The following is a 14,390-nucleotide window of genomic DNA, read 5'->3' as shown; positions in this document are numbered from 1 at the left end:
CACATGTCGCGCATTGACGAAACGCTGGAATTCATCCCGGTCCGGATTGCGGTGCTGACAGTGTCGGATACGCGGTCGCTGGACGAGGACCGCTCGGGTCAGACGTTGGTTGAAAGGATCGAACGCGCAGGGCATTCGGTGGCCGACCGCAAGATCATCCGGGACGAGCGCGCCGAGATCGCCGCGCAGCTCCGCCTGTGGGTGGGAGACCCGGAAATAGACGTTGTCATCACGACCGGCGGCACCGGCCTGACGGGCCGCGATGTGACGGTCGAAGCACATCGGGACGTCTATGAGAAAGAAATCGAAGCTTTTGGTACGGTTTTCACTATCCTGTCGATGGAGAAGATCGGCACCTCGGCGGTCCAGTCCCGCGCCACGGGTGGCGTGGCGGGCGGCACCTATCTGTTTGCGCTGCCCGGCAGCCCCGGCGCCTGCAAGGATGCCTGGGACGGAATTCTGGAAAAACAGTTCGATTATCGCCATCGTCCCTGCAATTTCGTGGAAATAATGCCCAGATTGGACGAACATCTGCGACGGAAGTAAACTGGTCGTACGTTCAACGCTTTATAACCGCTTTGTGGCTTGGCAAAATTTCGTGCCCGGCTACATTTCGGGCATGGCGGCCTGCGCAACCGGGGTGAGTGATAGATGCGATTTCTGCGGCAAAGCCTTGTCGGTGTCTTTCTGGCGTCTCTGACGCTGGCCCTGCTGTTCGTCGCGTTCCAGTTGATCGCGGGCGCAGTGCAAGACGTTCTGAACCGCGACGAGGCCCCGCCCGAGGCCCGCGAACGGATTTTTGCCGTCAGTGTCCGGCCGGCCGAACTGGAAACCGTTACGCCCTATCTGGAAGCCTTCGGAGAGGTTCAAAGCCGTCGCCGTCTGGAATTGCGCGCGGCGCTGGGCGGGCGGGTTATCACGCTGTCCGAAGATTTTGAAGATGGCGGCGCGGTGACAGCCGGAGAGGTTCTGGTCGAGCTTGATCCGGCGGATGCGCAATCGGCGCTGGATCGCGCCAAATCCGATCTGCTGGACGCGCAATTTGAAGAACGCGACGCAGAACGCTCGTTGCTGCTGGCGCAGGATGAGCTGAACTCTGCCGAGGCACAGGCGGCGCTGCGCGGGCGTGCGATGCAGCGCCAGCAGGATCTGCAATCCCGGGGCGTCGGCGCTGCGGCAGCCGTCGAAGAGGCAGAACTGGCCGAAGCCGCGGCGCAACAATCGGTTCTGGCCCGCCGGATCGCGCTGGCGCAGGCGGAATCCCGTGTCGATCAGGCGACAACCTTGCTGGCCCGCGCCCGCATCGCGCTGGCGGCGGCAGAACGGGATCTGGACGACATGACCATCCGCGCCCGCTTTGGCGGGACCCTGACGGATGTGACCCTTGTCGAGGGGCGGCTGGTATCGGCCAACGAAAAGCTGGCGGAGCTGGTTGATCCCAACGCGCTGGAGGTCGCCTTTCGAGTCTCGACCGCGCAATATGTGCGATTGCTGGACGAGAGTGGCGATCTGATCGACGCTCCAGTGACGGTGTCGCTTGAGGTGACGGGCACCGACCTGATGGCCGAAGGCCGCATCAGCCGCGACAGCGGTTCGGCCGGTGAAGGGCAGACAGGGCGCCTGATCTATGCCCGTCTGGATGACGCCTCCGGGTTCAAACCGGGCGATTTTGTTACCGTTTCGGTACAGGAACAGCCGCTGGACAACGTTGTGCGGCTGCCATCCTCGGTTCTGGATGCAATTGGCACCGTGCTGGTTCTGGGTGACGGGGACCGGCTCGAAGCGCTGCCGGTACAACTGATCCGTCGACAGGGTGACGAAGTGCTGCTGCGGGGGCAGGGTCTGGTCGGTCGCGAAGTGGTCATAGGCCGCACACCGCTTTTGGGTTCGGGTGTGCGCGTGCGTCCGCTGCGGATCGAGGCCAATGCCGGGGCTGAACCGGACATGGTCGAGCTGTCCGACGAACTGCGCGCCCAGCTCGTGGCGCAGGTCGAAGCCAGCGACCGCATGCCCAGCGACGTCAAGGCCCGTGTACTGGGGCAACTGAGCGAAGCCAGGGTTCCTGCCTCGCTGGTGCGGAGCATTGAAAACCGGGCAGGGGGTTAGGCGCCATGATGCGCGACATCCCCGGCGCGGCGGGCGGTATCCTGAGCTATTTCACCCGCCACAGGACGGTTGCAAACCTGTTATTGCTGGTGATGCTGGTTCTGGGGGCCGCGGCCATCCCGAACATGCGGGCGCAGTTCTTTCCGGATGTGATCCTTGAACGTGTCGATGTCACTGTCGAATGGGACGGGGCCGGACCCGAGGACGTGGATAACGGCATCGTTCAGGTGCTGGAACCGGCCCTGCTGGCGGTCGAGGGCGTATCCAGCACGACCTCAACCTCCCGCGAGGGGACGGCCAGAATTCGGCTGGAGTTCGAGCCCAACTGGGATATGTCGCGCGCCGTCGAAGAGGTTCGAACCGCCGTCGACAGTGTTACCAATCTGCCTGAGGATTCCGAAGAACCCGCAATCCGGCGCGGGGCGTGGCGGGATCGTGTGACCGATGTCGTGGTCACCGGCCCGGTGGCGGCGGATCATCTGGCCAAGTTTACCGATGAACTGATCAACCGCCTGTTTTCGGTCGGGGTTACGCGCACGACGATCCGCGGCCTTGCCGCGCCCCGTGTGGTGGTCGAGGTTCCGACCGCGCAGCTGATCGCCAATGACATCACCCTGTCCGAAATCGCGCAGGCCATCGCAGCCGAAGTCTCGGCGAACCCGGCGGGCGACGTGACCGGGGCCAACGCGCGCATCCGCACCGGAACGGAAAAACGCACCCCGGAAGAGATCGAAGGCATCGCCTTGCGCAATTTCGCCGACGGATCCAAGCTGCTTGTTGGTGACGTGGCCCAGATCAAGGTGGAAGGGGTCGACCGCAACCGCAGCTATTTTGTCGGCGAAAACCCGGCCATGTCGATCCGGGTCGACCGCTCGAACCTCGGCGATGCGATCGAAATCCAGCACACGGTCGAAAACGTGGTGGCCGAGATGCAGGCCAGCCTGCCCGAAGGTGTCACGGTCGAACTGATCCGCACACGGGCGCAGGCAATCACCGACCGCCTGGATATTCTGGTCGACAACGGCCTTGTCGGCCTTGGCCTGGTCGTTTGCCTGCTGTTTCTGTTCCTGAACGCGCGTATCGCCTTTTGGGTGGCGGCAGGTATTCCGGTGGCCATGTCCGCGGCTATCGCCTTGATGTATATCGGCGGGCTGTCGATCAACATGGTGTCGCTGTTCGGGCTGATCATCACGCTGGGCATTGTCGTGGACGACGCCATCGTGGTGGGTGAGCATGCCGATTTCCGGGCCCGGCGGCTGGGTGAGTCTCCGATTGTGGCCGCCGAACGGGCGGCGCGGCGGATGGCGATGCCGGTCTTTGCGGCGACGCTGACCACCGTGATCGCCTTTTTCGGCCTGACCGCCATCGGTGGCCGGTTCGGCGAGCTGATCCGCGATATCCCCTTTACCGTGATTGCGGTGCTGATCGCGTCGTTGATCGAATGCTTCCTGATCCTGCCCAACCATATGGCCCATGCCATTGCCCATTCGGCCAAGGAACACTGGTACGACTTGCCCAACCGCGTGGTCAATCGCGGGTTCCGCTGGATGCGGGACCATCTGTTCCGCCCGTTGATCGCCTGGGTGGTATGGGCGCGCTATGTGGTTGTGGCCGCGATGGTGGTGATCCTGGCCAGCCAGATTGCCCTGTTCATCCGGGGGGACGTGAACTGGCGCTTCTTCAATGCTCCCGAACGCGGATCCGTCACCGGCAATTTCATCATGGTCGAAGGCGCGACCCGCGCCGAAACCCTAGCGATGATGCACGAATTGCAGCGCGCCGCTGAAGAGCTGGGCCAGATCTACGAAGAACGTCATGGCCGTAATCCCATCGATTACGTGCTGGCCGAGGTAGGTGGCAGCGCCGGGTTTGGCCTGTCCGCCGCTGAAGGTAAGGATCAGGACCTATTGGGCGGGATTTCCATCGAACTGATCGACGCCGACCTGCGCCCCTATTCCAGCTTTGAATTCGTCGGTGAATTGCAGGAATTTGTGCCGCGCCATCCCAAGGTCGAACTGATCAGCTTCCGCGGCTGGCGTTCCGGCCCCGGCGGCGATGCGATCGACGTGCAGTTTTTCGGCGCTGATGTGAATACGCTCAAGGCCGCGTCCGAGGATTTGCAGACCGAATTGTCGAAATACCCCGAGGTTTCCGCGCTTGAGGACAATCTCGCCTACGACAAGGAAGAGTACATCCTTGACCTGACCGCGCAGGGTCAGGCGCTGGGCTTCAGAATCGAAACGCTGGGCCGTGTGCTGCGCGACCGGCTGAACGGGATCGAAGCCGCGACCTTCCCCGACGGGCCGCGCAGCGCCGAGATTCGCGTCGAACTGCCCGAGGGCGAACTGACCGCCGATTTCCTGGAACGCACGCTGATGCGCACGCCGGACGGCGTGTATGTGCCCCTGGCCGACATCGTCTCGGTCGAGCGCAAATCGGGCTTTTCCACGATCCGGCGTGAAAACGGTTTGCGGGTGATCTCGGTGAACGGCGACATATCCGAAGATGACCCGGCCCGTGCGGCGGAAATCGCCCGCGCCCTGAACGATGAGATTTTGCCCAACATCGCCACCGAACGGCAGGTCGAATGGCGCATGGCCGGCCTGAGCGAGCAGGAGGACGAGTTCCTGACCGAGGCGCGCACCGGACTGACCCTGTGCCTGACCGGCATCTATCTGGTTCTGGCCTGGGTCTTTGCCAGCTGGACGCGGCCGCTGGTCGTGATGGCGATCATTCCGTTCGGACTGGTGGGCGCGATCTGGGGGCATTACCTTTGGGACGTGCCTCTGAGCATGTTTACCGTGGTCGGCCTGCTGGGGATGACCGGGATCATCATCAATGACTCGATCGTGCTGGTGACCACAATCGATGCCTACCAGCAAGAGCGCGGACTGCTGCCGTCGATTGTCGAAGGCGCTGCCGACCGGTTGCGCCCGGTGATGCTGACGACGCTGACAACGGTTCTGGGGCTGACCCCGCTGTTGTATGAAGGATCGCAACAGGCGCAGTTCCTCAAACCCACCGTAATCACCCTGGTCTATGGGCTAGGGTTCGGGATGCTGCTGGTGCTGCTGCTGGTGCCGGCGTTGCTGGCCATTCTGAACGACCTGTCGCGCCCGATGACTGCGATGCGTCGGGCACTGCGGGCCCCCGACCGGGTGGTGCAGGGCGCGCTTGTGGCCACGGGATCGGTGCTGTTGGTTTGGTTCGGTCTGACGATGGTCTGGCCCGCGCTTACCGGTGCCCCGGTCGGTGTTCTGTCCGGCCTTTATGCCGGCGAAGACGGGATTGCCGCCCTGCAGATGGGTCTGGGGGCCTTTGTCGCGGGCGCGGTTCCGATTCTGGCGCTGAGCGTGACGCTATCGGGGCTGCTTTATGCGCGCCTCAAGGGTCGGGCTGCTTAGCCCCTGCGCAATGCGGTTTCCAGCAGGTCGGGGACCCGGTCGCTCATTCCCAGTTCGCCGCAGCGTATCTGATTGACGGGAAACCACCGGGCGTCCAGTGCATCATCGCCGGCCACCGGTGAGCCTGACTGGTACTGACAGGCCACACCGACCAAAAGGTAGTGCGCCAGGACGACCCCCTGTTCGTCTCGCCGCAACAGGTCAAGATTGTCCAGATAATGCAGTGGCTCGGCAAGGACCGAGGTTTCCTCGTGCAGTTCCCGCCGCGCGGCGTCCAGAACCGTCTCGCCCCATTCCACATGGCCGCCGGGAAACCCCCACAGCCCGGCATCGGGTTGTTTGCCTCGTTGCACCAGCAGGACCTGGCCCTGATGAAGAACTACGGCCAGCGCGCCGATCTTTGGGGTTTGGATCATGGGGTCAGCCCGCGCTGCAGCCCTGAATGTCGACGGCGTGATTGGTGCCCAGAACGGTGATCCGAATTTCCGATCGGTCCAGCGCAAAAGGCCCGCCCGAGGCACTGATCACCTCGGATGTGGCAATCAGCGTGTCGCCCTTGCGCCGGGTTTCGGACTGCGACGCCCAGAGCGCGGGATTGCCCGGTTCGATCACCGCAACCTCGCGCCCGCCGGCTGATGGCATGGTGACGCGGGCCTCGATCCGCATACCGTCCGAAGTGGGCGTCAGATGGCAGCGCGCCTGTGTCACGCGGGCCTCTTTCGCGGAATAGGGGCGCTGGGCCAGCGCTGCGGCGATGGCCGGGTTACGTGCCGCGTCAGCATCCAGCGTGTGGTCGAAATCCAGCCGTTCGGGGATGCAGACATCCTTGCAAACGCCCAGATCCATGTCGCCGCGCAGCCGTACGGGTTTGGCGGGGTTGTCGGGTGTGATTTCCACCGGCAGCACCAGTTGCCCCTCGTAACCGATCGATTGCAGGCCGTTCTGCACAAATACGTCGGGGGCAGGCCAGGTGATCGACACCTCGCCCACATTGTCAGAGCCGTTCCAGTTGAACTGCGGCGGGATACCGGCATCTCCGGGTGCGCGCCAATAGGTTTTCCACCCCTCTTTCAGCGTCAGCCGCACGGCACCCAGATAGGTCCCGTCAGCGGTACGCCCACCGTCGAGAATATCCAGTTGGACAACCCTATCGACACCCTGCGCATAGGCGGGGGCGGTCAGGGCGACGCAGGCGGTCAGCGCAATCGCAGCGGATTTAAAACGGCGGTTCATACCCCATAAATGCGCGGTACGGGCCGGGATTCCAAGTCACGTTCCGGTCACCCGGATGAAATCTGCGGAAATATGCGCTGATCCCTTGCCAATCCCTGCGCCCCAAGGTCATTGTTGAGGGGGACTCAGCAAGAGATGTAAATCTATGGACCTGACCGGAAAACTGTTGATTGCGATGCCTGGCATGGGTGATCCGCGCTTCGACCATTCGGTGGTTTACATCTGCAGCCACGGGGATGACGGGGCGATGGGTCTGATCGTGAACAAACCGTCGGATCTGCGGATAAAAACCCTGTTGGGACAGCTGAACATCGCATGCCGCATCCCGGTGGTGGGCGAGCGTCTGGTCCATTTCGGCGGCCCGGTCGAGATGTCGCGCGGGTTTGTCCTGCACAGTGCGGATTACGATGCCAACCTGCATTCGATGCGAATCTCGGATGATTTCAGTATGACCGCGACGCTGGATGTGCTCGAAGACCTGGCCTCGGGGCGCGGCCCTCTGAATTCGACGCTGGCGCTGGGCTATTCCGGCTGGGGACCCGGTCAGCTGGAAGATGAGATCGCGATGAATGGCTGGTTGACGACCGAGGCGTCCTCGAAACTGGTTTTCGACGTGCCCGACGACGGGAAGTGGGAGGCCGCGCTGGCCACGCTGGGCGTTGATCCGCTGACCCTGTCGGCCAGCGCCGGGCGGGCCTGATCAGCTGTCACGGGGCGCGGCAGCGCGGCGCAGGCGGTCGTTGATCGCAGCACCCAGCCCGTGAACGGGGATTGGTGACACTGCAATCGGACGTCCGGTATCGTTTAGCCTGTGCAGGGCCGAAAACAGGTTGGCCGCCGCCTCGGCCAGATCGCCGTCTTCCGACAGGTTCAGGTCACACGCGACGGGTCCGAAACCCAACAGAACCTCATCGCCTTGCTTGCCTGCGGCGTTCAGGCGCACCGGCGCATCCGGGGCGTAATGCGATTGCAGCTGACCCGGCGCCGTCAGCAGGTCTCCGGGCTGATGATGATGCAGGCGGGTGTTCAGAACACGTTCGATCTGTTCCAGCGAAACGCCACCGGGGCGCAACAGGGCGGGCTCTCCGGCCAGTCCGACAATGGCGGATTCCAGCCCGACGCCGCAGGGACCGTCATCCAGAATGGCGGCGATGCGCCCGTTCAGCCCCCTGCGCACATGTTCGGCGGTTGTCGGGCTGATCTGGCCCGAAGGGTTGGCCGACGGGGCCGCGACCGGCCCGTCAAACGCCGCCAGCAAGGCGCGGGCAGTGCCATGTGCGGGCACCCGGACGGCCAGCGTGTCCAGCCCGGCTGTGACCAGTGGTGAAATGCCGTGGCCGGCGCGCAAAGGCAGAACCAGAGTCAATGGCCCCGGCCAGAAGGCGGCGGCCAGCGCCTCGGCCCGGTCTGACCATTCGACGAATCTCTGTGCGGCTTGGATGGACGCGACATGGGCAATCAGGGGGTTGAAACTGGGGCGTCCCTTGGCCTCGTAAATCCCGGCCACCGCCTTACCGTTGCAGGCGTCGCCACCCAGCCCATAGACGGTTTCGGTGGCAAACGCGACCAATTGGCCCTGCCGCAGCAGATCCGCCGCCTGCGCGATTCCGCCGGGATCGGCGGATAACTCCTGTGTGCCGTTAGGGATCATATGTGGTGACGCCGCGTTTTGATTGCTTGTAACATTGGGCTGGCTAGGTAATCGAATAATCAAGGATGCATAAAGGTGGGCATTGAAATTTCCAACCCCACCCGCGAAAAACCGAACAGACAACCCTGAGGGTAGACATGCCATACCGCGCGCCAATTTCCGATTATGAACTTCTGTTCCGCCATGTGATCGGGTTCGATCAGATCGCGGCGACCGAGAAATTCTCGGAGGCCAGCGCGGACGTCGTCAGCGCGATCCTGACGGAAGCGGGCAAGATGTGCGAAGAGGTCATGGCCCCGCTGCAACGCCCCGGCGATCTGGAGCCGCCACGTCTGGAAAACGGCGTCCTGCGCACATCGCCGGGTTACGGCGACGGCTGGAAGGCGATTGCCGAAGGCGGCTGGATCGGGATGAGCGGTGATCCTGAATATGGCGGCATGGGCCTGCCGATGACCCTGACGACGGCCGTGAACGAGATGATGTCGGCGGCCTGCCTGTCGTTGCAACTGGCTCCGCTGATGACGCAGGGCCAGATCGAAGCGCTGGAACATCACGCCAGCGATGAGCTAAAAGCGCTCTACCTGCCGAAGATGATGGCGGGCGAATGGTCGGGCACCATGAACCTGACCGAACCGCAGGCCGGATCGGATGTCGGCGCGCTGACATCCAAGGCCGAGCCCAATGGCGACGGAACCTATTCGGTGACCGGGCAGAAGATTTTCATCTCGTGGGGCGACAATGATTTCACCGAGAACGTCTGCCATCTGGTGCTGGCGCGCCTGCCGGACGGCGTTCCCGGAACCAAGGGCATTTCGCTGTTCCTGGTGCCCAAATACCTGCCCGATGACAACGGCAATCCCGGTGTGGCCAACGATCTGAAGGTCGTGTCGCTGGAGCACAAGATGGGCCTGCACGGCTCGCCCACCTGCGTGATGCAGTATGACGGCGCAAAAGGCTGGCTTGTCGGCAGGGAACATGGCGGTATGGCCGCGATGTTCACCATGATGAACAACGCCCGTCTGGGTGTCGGCGGTCAGGGTGTCGGCGCAGCCGAAGGCGCCTATCAGCACGCGCTGGCCTATGCGCTGGAACGCAAACAGGGCAGGACGCCTTCGGGGACGATCATAGACCACGCGGATGTGCGCCGGATGCTGATGGGCATGCGCGCCGATACCTTTGCCGCGCGCGCCATCATGCTGGCCAACTCGGCCGCCATCGACATGGCCAACGCCACCGGCGACGCCGAATGGGTATCTCGGGCGGCCCTGCTGACCCCGATCTGCAAGGCTTTCGGCACCGAGACCGGCATGCGCGTTTCCGAGACCGGTGTTCAGGTTCACGGCGGCATGGGGTTCATCGAAGAAACCGGCGCGGCACAGTATTACCGCGACGTCCGGGTGACCGCGATTTACGAAGGCACCAACGGCATTCAGGCCATGGACCTTGTCGCGCGCAAGATGATGGATGGGGGCGAGGCGGCCTCGCGCCTGCTGGACGAGATCGAGGATCACGCGGAAGAGGCCCGCTCGGCCATGCCGGATCTGGCCGGTCCGGTCTGGGAGGCGACGGAAAGCTTGCGTGAGACAACCGAATGGATCGTGGCGCAGGCCGACATGAATGACCGTTTCGCCGGAGCCGTACCTTATCTGCACGCTTTTGCCCGCGTACTTGGTGCGCATTACCACCTCAAGGCTGCGCTGGCAGCTCCGGATGGACCCCAGTCCAGGCTGGCGCGCTATTACATCAACGCGCTGCTGCCGGAATATGCCGGTCTGCTGGCGCAGGCGCAGAACGGGGCCGGGGACATCTATGCCCTCAGCGCCGAGGAACTGGCGGCCTGATGGACGGCGACACCCCATTGACCATCCGCTATCCCTGGCCCGAACCTCCGGCGCTGGGTCAGGCGGTTGAGGTCGCCGAAGGGGTGCTGTGGATGCGGCTGCCGCTGCCCATGGCGCTGGATCACGTCAACATCTATGCGCTGGATGACGGTGACGGGTGGACGGTGATCGACACGGGCCTGTCGTCGAACAAGACCCGGCGCATCTGGGAAACGCTGATGGCGGGGCCTTTGGGCGGCAAGCCGGTCCATCGCGTGGTGGTGACCCATCACCATCCCGATCACGTCGGCAATGCGGGCTGGTTCCAGTCCGAACATGGCGCGGAACTGGTGACATCGCGCACCGCCTGGCTGTTCGCGCGGATGCTGCAACTGGATGTTCAGGAGACCTGGCCGCAGGAAACGCTGGACTATTACCGCAGCGCCGGGATGGACGCCGCCTTTCTGGCCAAAAGGATGACCGAACGGCCCTTCAATTTCTGCGACACGGTGTATCCGATGCCGCTGGGCTTTACCCGGATCAAACAGGGCAGCGTGATCCGCATGGGCGGGCGCGACTGGGACGTGCACATGGGCAATGGCCACGCCCCGGAACACGCCACCTTCTGGAGCCGCGACGACAATCTGGTGCTGACCGGCGATCAGATCCTCAGCTCGATCAGCCCCAATCTGGGCGTCTACGTCACCGAACCGCTGGCGGACCCGGTTGCTGAATGGCTGGAGGCCTGCGAGCGGCTTCAGGGGCTGGCCCGGCCCGATCACATCGCTCTGGGCGGGCACAAACTGCCCTTCACCGGATTGCCTCTGCGGATGAAGCAGTTGATCGACAATCACCACAGCGCGCTGGACCGGTTGCAGGATTATCTGGACCAACTCAAATCCGCCGCGGAATGCTTTGTTCCCCTGTTCAAGCGTCAGATCGGTGCGGGTGAATATGGCCTGGCGCTGGTCGAAGCGGTTGCACACCTGAACCATCTTTACCACATTGGAGCTGTCACCCGGACGCGCCGCGCGGACGGGGCATGGGAGTTTCAGCGCAAGGGGTAAGGCATGCAGGACCAGATCGAAACGTCGGCTGAGGCGGCAGAAGCGGCAGCTTTGCCCAGATGCTACGAGGTGCACGCGAACCCGAATGCGCAGTCCGGCGCAAAAGAACTGCCGGGTCCTTTGCAAAAACCGGTCGAGACGAAAAGCCCGGCGCAATGGGCCTATGAGCGGCTGATCCTCTATATCCAGAACTTCGAAAAGGCGCTGGATGGCGATCAGGAGGTTGCCATGGGCTTTACCGGCGGCGACGCGGGCGTCATGCGGATCGAGGGCATGGGCTATTTCGATCCCGATATCATCACCTTCTATGGTTCGGACGCGACCGGCGCCCGGACCCAGCTGGTGCAGCATGTGAGCCAGCTGAACGTGATGCTGCGCGCGCTGCCCAAATCGGTCGAGGACAAGCCCGCCAACCGCATCGGCTTCCGGCTGGCGGCCGATCTGGAAGAGAACTGACCGCCCGGCTTGCAATTCACGTCTGCGCAGCCTTGAATACCTGCATTATCCGGGGGGCGTTGCGTGTTCAGTTTTGCAGCCGTTGCTAAAGCTTATAAAGGCGCATGGGCGCGCCGCCGTGTCTTTGTGCCGATCTATGTCGCCGTAAGGCTGCTGCTGATCGCGGTGATCGCGCCGGGCGTTGCGCTTTCGGTGAATCTCGCGGTGTCGCTCTCCAACCAGACGGCCCTGACCGATCAGGACATTGCGGCTTTCATCCTGTCGCCTGCCGGGTTTGTCGCGGCGATAGTCGTGCTCAGCCTGTTTCTATTGGCCGAAGTGTTTGTGTTTTCTGTCATGGCGGGGTCTCTGCGGATGGGAGAGAGCGATCCGTGGCGCGCGGGCAGTGCGGCCATCGGCCTGATCCTGTCGCGCCTGCCCGCGCTTTTTGGGTTCGCGGTGCGCTTTGTCCTGCGCGTTCTGCTGCTGATCCTGCCCTTTGCGGTGGTGTCCGCCGTGATCGCGTGGTGGACGCTGACCGAGTTTGACATCAATTACTACCTGACGTTCCACCCGCCGTCCTTCTGGGTCGCGGTGGCGCTGATCGGGGCACTGGGCCTGGTCATGGCCTGGGTGCTGATCCGTCGGCTGTCGGCCTGGGCACTGTCGCTGCATCTGGTGCTGTTCGAAGGCGTGCATCCGGCCCATGCGTTTAATGTCAGCGCCAGCCGGATGGAGGGCAACCGCGCGCGCCTCAAGATCCAGCTGGCGTTTTGGCTGGGCCTGCGTCTGGTTATCGCCGCCGCGATCGGCTGGGTGGCCGGGATTCTGTTTGCGCTTGTGCCCCTTCAGGGGGCCGAACATCTGCGGCTGGCGCTGATCTACAGCCTTCTGGTCGCGGGCCTGTGGTCTCTGGCAGGTCTGGTGCTGGCGGCCACGGCGCTGGGGGCGCTGGCCGTGTTGCTGGACGGGTTTTTCGTGATCCGCACCTCCGACCCGCCACATCCCGAGCCGGGCCGTCTGCGCATACCTCTGTTCACCGCGGTCACGCTTGCTGTGGCCGCCGTGCTTGCGGGGTTGTGGTTCGGGCAGCATCTGCTGGAGCGGGTGCAGGCCCCGGACCGGGCCGAGGTGATTGGCCACCGTGGCGCGGCGGCCTTGCGGCCAGAAAACACCATGGCCTCGGTGCTCAAGGCGATTGAGGACGGCGCGGACTGGGTCGAGATCGACGTGCAGGAAACCGCGGATGACGTTGTGATCGTCGCCCATGACAGCGATTTCATGAAACTGGCAGGTGTCGATCTGAAAGTCTGGGATGCCACGATGGCGGACGTGGCCGAGATCGATATCGGCAGCTGGTTCGCGCCCGAATATGCCGATGAACGCACACCGACGCTGCGCGATGTGCTTGAGGCCGCGAAGGGCAGGGCCAGGGTCATCATCGAACTGAAATATTACGGCCATGACGTCGATCTGGAAAACCGGGTCGCAGCGATTGTCGAAGAGATGGCGATGCAGGACGACATCGCCACCATGTCGCTGAAATACCCGGCGGTGCAGAAGATGAAGGCATTGCGCCCCGATTGGCGGGCCGGAGTGCTGGCGGCCACGGCCGTGGGCGATCTGTCGGGGCTTGAGGGCGATTTCGTTGCAGTCAACGCGGCCATGGCGACGCCTGGACTGGTGCGTTCGGTGCAGGCGGCGGGCAAGGATATCTATGTCTGGACAGTGAATGACCCGCTGCAGATGTCGGCGATGGCCTCGATGGGTGTCGACGGGTTGATCACCGACCGTCCGGCGATGGCGAACGAAGTGCTGCGCGTGCGCGCGGAAATGGGCCCGGCGGAACGGTTACTGTTGTGGCTGGCGACCACTTTCGGGATGTCCGTCGACACTGAGGCTATGCGCGATGAAAGCCCGTAATCTGGCGGTTGTCCTTGTGCTGACGGCATTCCCGGCCATGGCGCAGGATTTCATGCGCAATATCGAAATGCCGGCCCATCGCGCATTGATCGCGCAAAAGGGCGAGGCCGCGCTGACCCCCTTCGAAACAGACGGATGTTCCGGCGGGCTGTCGGCCAGCTGGCGCTTTGTGGCGGAGACTTTCCCGAAATTCCGCGCGCTCTATGACGCACACCCACCCTGGGAATATTGCTGCGTGACCCATGACCGCGCCTACCATGACGCGGGCGGTGCATCGCGCGCCGACGACAGCTATGACGCGCGCCTGTCCGCGGACGAAGCCCTGCGTACCTGCGTCAGACAACATGGCGACGATCATGCCGAAGAAGATGCTGATCGCTATGACATGACGCCCGATCAGATTCGAACGGCCCACGCTGTCACTGCCGAGGCCATGTTCGCCGCCGTGCGCCTGGGTGGCGGCCCCTGTTCCGGCCTGCCCTGGCGCTGGGGGTTCGGTTATCCGGGATGCTCGGTGTTTCAGACAACGCCCCCTGCGCGCGAATGACGTGGTGACAGGCCCCCTATTTTCGATTATCCAACATTTCAAACACGCGAATTGGGAATCTTTGCAACATGGCTGAACATAAGCACGGCGACATGGACATCACCGTTCAAACCAAAACCTTCGAAGGGTTCATCAAGGCCACCACCTGGTGTGTGGTCGCCATCGCCTTTCTTTGCCTGTTTCTGGCGGTCTTTGCCTCTTAAT

The 14,390-nt window shown here is 63.2% G+C and carries 13 protein-coding genes; 10 read left to right on the top strand and 3 right to left on the bottom strand.

The genetic code is table 11. The features are described from left to right. Positions 1 to 3 precede the first annotated feature (3 nt). The 3 genes from moaB to ACR0D8_RS16600 all read left to right on the top strand — a co-directional run bounded on the left by moaB (position 4) and on the right by ACR0D8_RS16600 (position 5,510). Positions 4 to 546, top strand: coding sequence for a molybdenum cofactor biosynthesis protein B (gene moaB / locus ACR0D8_RS16610; RefSeq protein ID WP_480648154.1), 543 nt, complete (start codon positions 4 to 6; stop codon positions 544 to 546). A 105-nt stretch (positions 547 to 651) separates the two neighbouring features. Then, complete coding sequence (locus tag ACR0D8_RS16605; protein WP_480648152.1) at positions 652 to 2,106, top strand: efflux RND transporter periplasmic adaptor subunit; 1,455 nt, start codon at positions 652 to 654, stop codon at positions 2,104 to 2,106. A gap of 5 nt (positions 2,107 to 2,111) precedes the next feature. Further along, a complete protein-coding gene (locus ACR0D8_RS16600) occupies positions 2,112 to 5,510 on the top strand; it encodes an efflux RND transporter permease subunit (RefSeq protein WP_480648150.1) in 3,399 nt (1,132 codons plus the stop codon). Here ACR0D8_RS16600 and ACR0D8_RS16595 read toward each other — a convergent pair. After that, positions 5,507 to 5,926 (bottom strand): NUDIX hydrolase, encoded by a 420-nt coding sequence (locus ACR0D8_RS16595; RefSeq protein ID WP_480648149.1) that lies wholly within the window; start codon positions 5,924 to 5,926, stop codon positions 5,507 to 5,509. The genes ACR0D8_RS16600 and ACR0D8_RS16595 overlap by 4 nt on opposite strands. Before the next feature lie 4 nt (positions 5,927 to 5,930). Continuing rightward, positions 5,931 to 6,743, bottom strand: a complete 813-nt coding sequence (locus tag ACR0D8_RS16590; RefSeq protein WP_480648147.1) for a protein-disulfide reductase DsbD domain-containing protein — start codon at positions 6,741 to 6,743, stop codon at positions 5,931 to 5,933. 145 nt (positions 6,744 to 6,888) lie between these two features. Here ACR0D8_RS16590 and ACR0D8_RS16585 point away from each other — a divergent pair, with 145 nt between their 5' ends. Continuing rightward, positions 6,889 to 7,443: a YqgE/AlgH family protein gene (locus tag ACR0D8_RS16585; protein WP_475154785.1), complete on the top strand. Its 555-nt coding sequence runs from the start codon at positions 6,889 to 6,891 to the stop codon at positions 7,441 to 7,443. Here the strand turns inward: ACR0D8_RS16585 and ACR0D8_RS16580 are convergent, their stop codons facing one another. After that, the gene (locus ACR0D8_RS16580; RefSeq protein WP_480648145.1) at positions 7,444 to 8,394 is read right to left on the bottom strand and encodes an L-threonylcarbamoyladenylate synthase; all 951 of its coding nucleotides are present in this window, start codon (positions 8,392 to 8,394) and stop codon (positions 7,444 to 7,446) included. 137 nt (positions 8,395 to 8,531) lie between these two features. Between ACR0D8_RS16580 and ACR0D8_RS16575 the strand changes: the two genes are divergently transcribed. The 6 genes from ACR0D8_RS16575 (at position 8,532) to ACR0D8_RS16550 (ending at position 14,389) form a co-directional block, all read left to right on the top strand. Then, a complete protein-coding gene (locus ACR0D8_RS16575) occupies positions 8,532 to 10,235 on the top strand; it encodes an acyl-CoA dehydrogenase family protein (RefSeq protein WP_480648143.1) in 1,704 nt (567 codons plus the stop codon). Beyond that, entirely contained in the window at positions 10,235 to 11,281 is a 1,047-nt protein-coding gene (locus ACR0D8_RS16570) for an MBL fold metallo-hydrolase (protein WP_480648141.1), read from the top strand. The genes ACR0D8_RS16575 and ACR0D8_RS16570 overlap by 1 nt, the downstream gene beginning before the upstream one ends. Positions 11,282 to 11,284: 3 nt before the next feature. After that, on the top strand, positions 11,285 to 11,737 hold the full coding sequence (locus tag ACR0D8_RS16565) for a DUF6173 family protein (RefSeq protein ID WP_475154764.1): 453 nt from the start codon (positions 11,285 to 11,287) through the stop codon (positions 11,735 to 11,737). 63 nt (positions 11,738 to 11,800) lie between these two features. Further along, positions 11,801 to 13,639: a glycerophosphodiester phosphodiesterase family protein gene (locus ACR0D8_RS16560; RefSeq protein ID WP_480648138.1), complete on the top strand. Its 1,839-nt coding sequence runs from the start codon at positions 11,801 to 11,803 to the stop codon at positions 13,637 to 13,639. Continuing rightward, positions 13,626 to 14,186 (top strand): hypothetical protein, encoded by a 561-nt coding sequence (locus ACR0D8_RS16555; RefSeq protein ID WP_480648136.1) that lies wholly within the window; start codon positions 13,626 to 13,628, stop codon positions 14,184 to 14,186. The genes ACR0D8_RS16560 and ACR0D8_RS16555 overlap by 14 nt, the downstream gene beginning before the upstream one ends. A gap of 68 nt (positions 14,187 to 14,254) precedes the next feature. After that, positions 14,255 to 14,389: an aa3-type cytochrome c oxidase subunit IV gene (locus ACR0D8_RS16550; RefSeq protein ID WP_475154746.1), complete on the top strand. Its 135-nt coding sequence runs from the start codon at positions 14,255 to 14,257 to the stop codon at positions 14,387 to 14,389. Position 14,390 lies beyond the last annotated feature (1 nt).

The sequence above is a fragment of the Ruegeria sp. BG10 genome (assembly GCF_056538575.1).
Note: the sequence above shows the minus strand (reverse complement) of the source record. Positions and strands in the feature narration are given on the sequence as shown.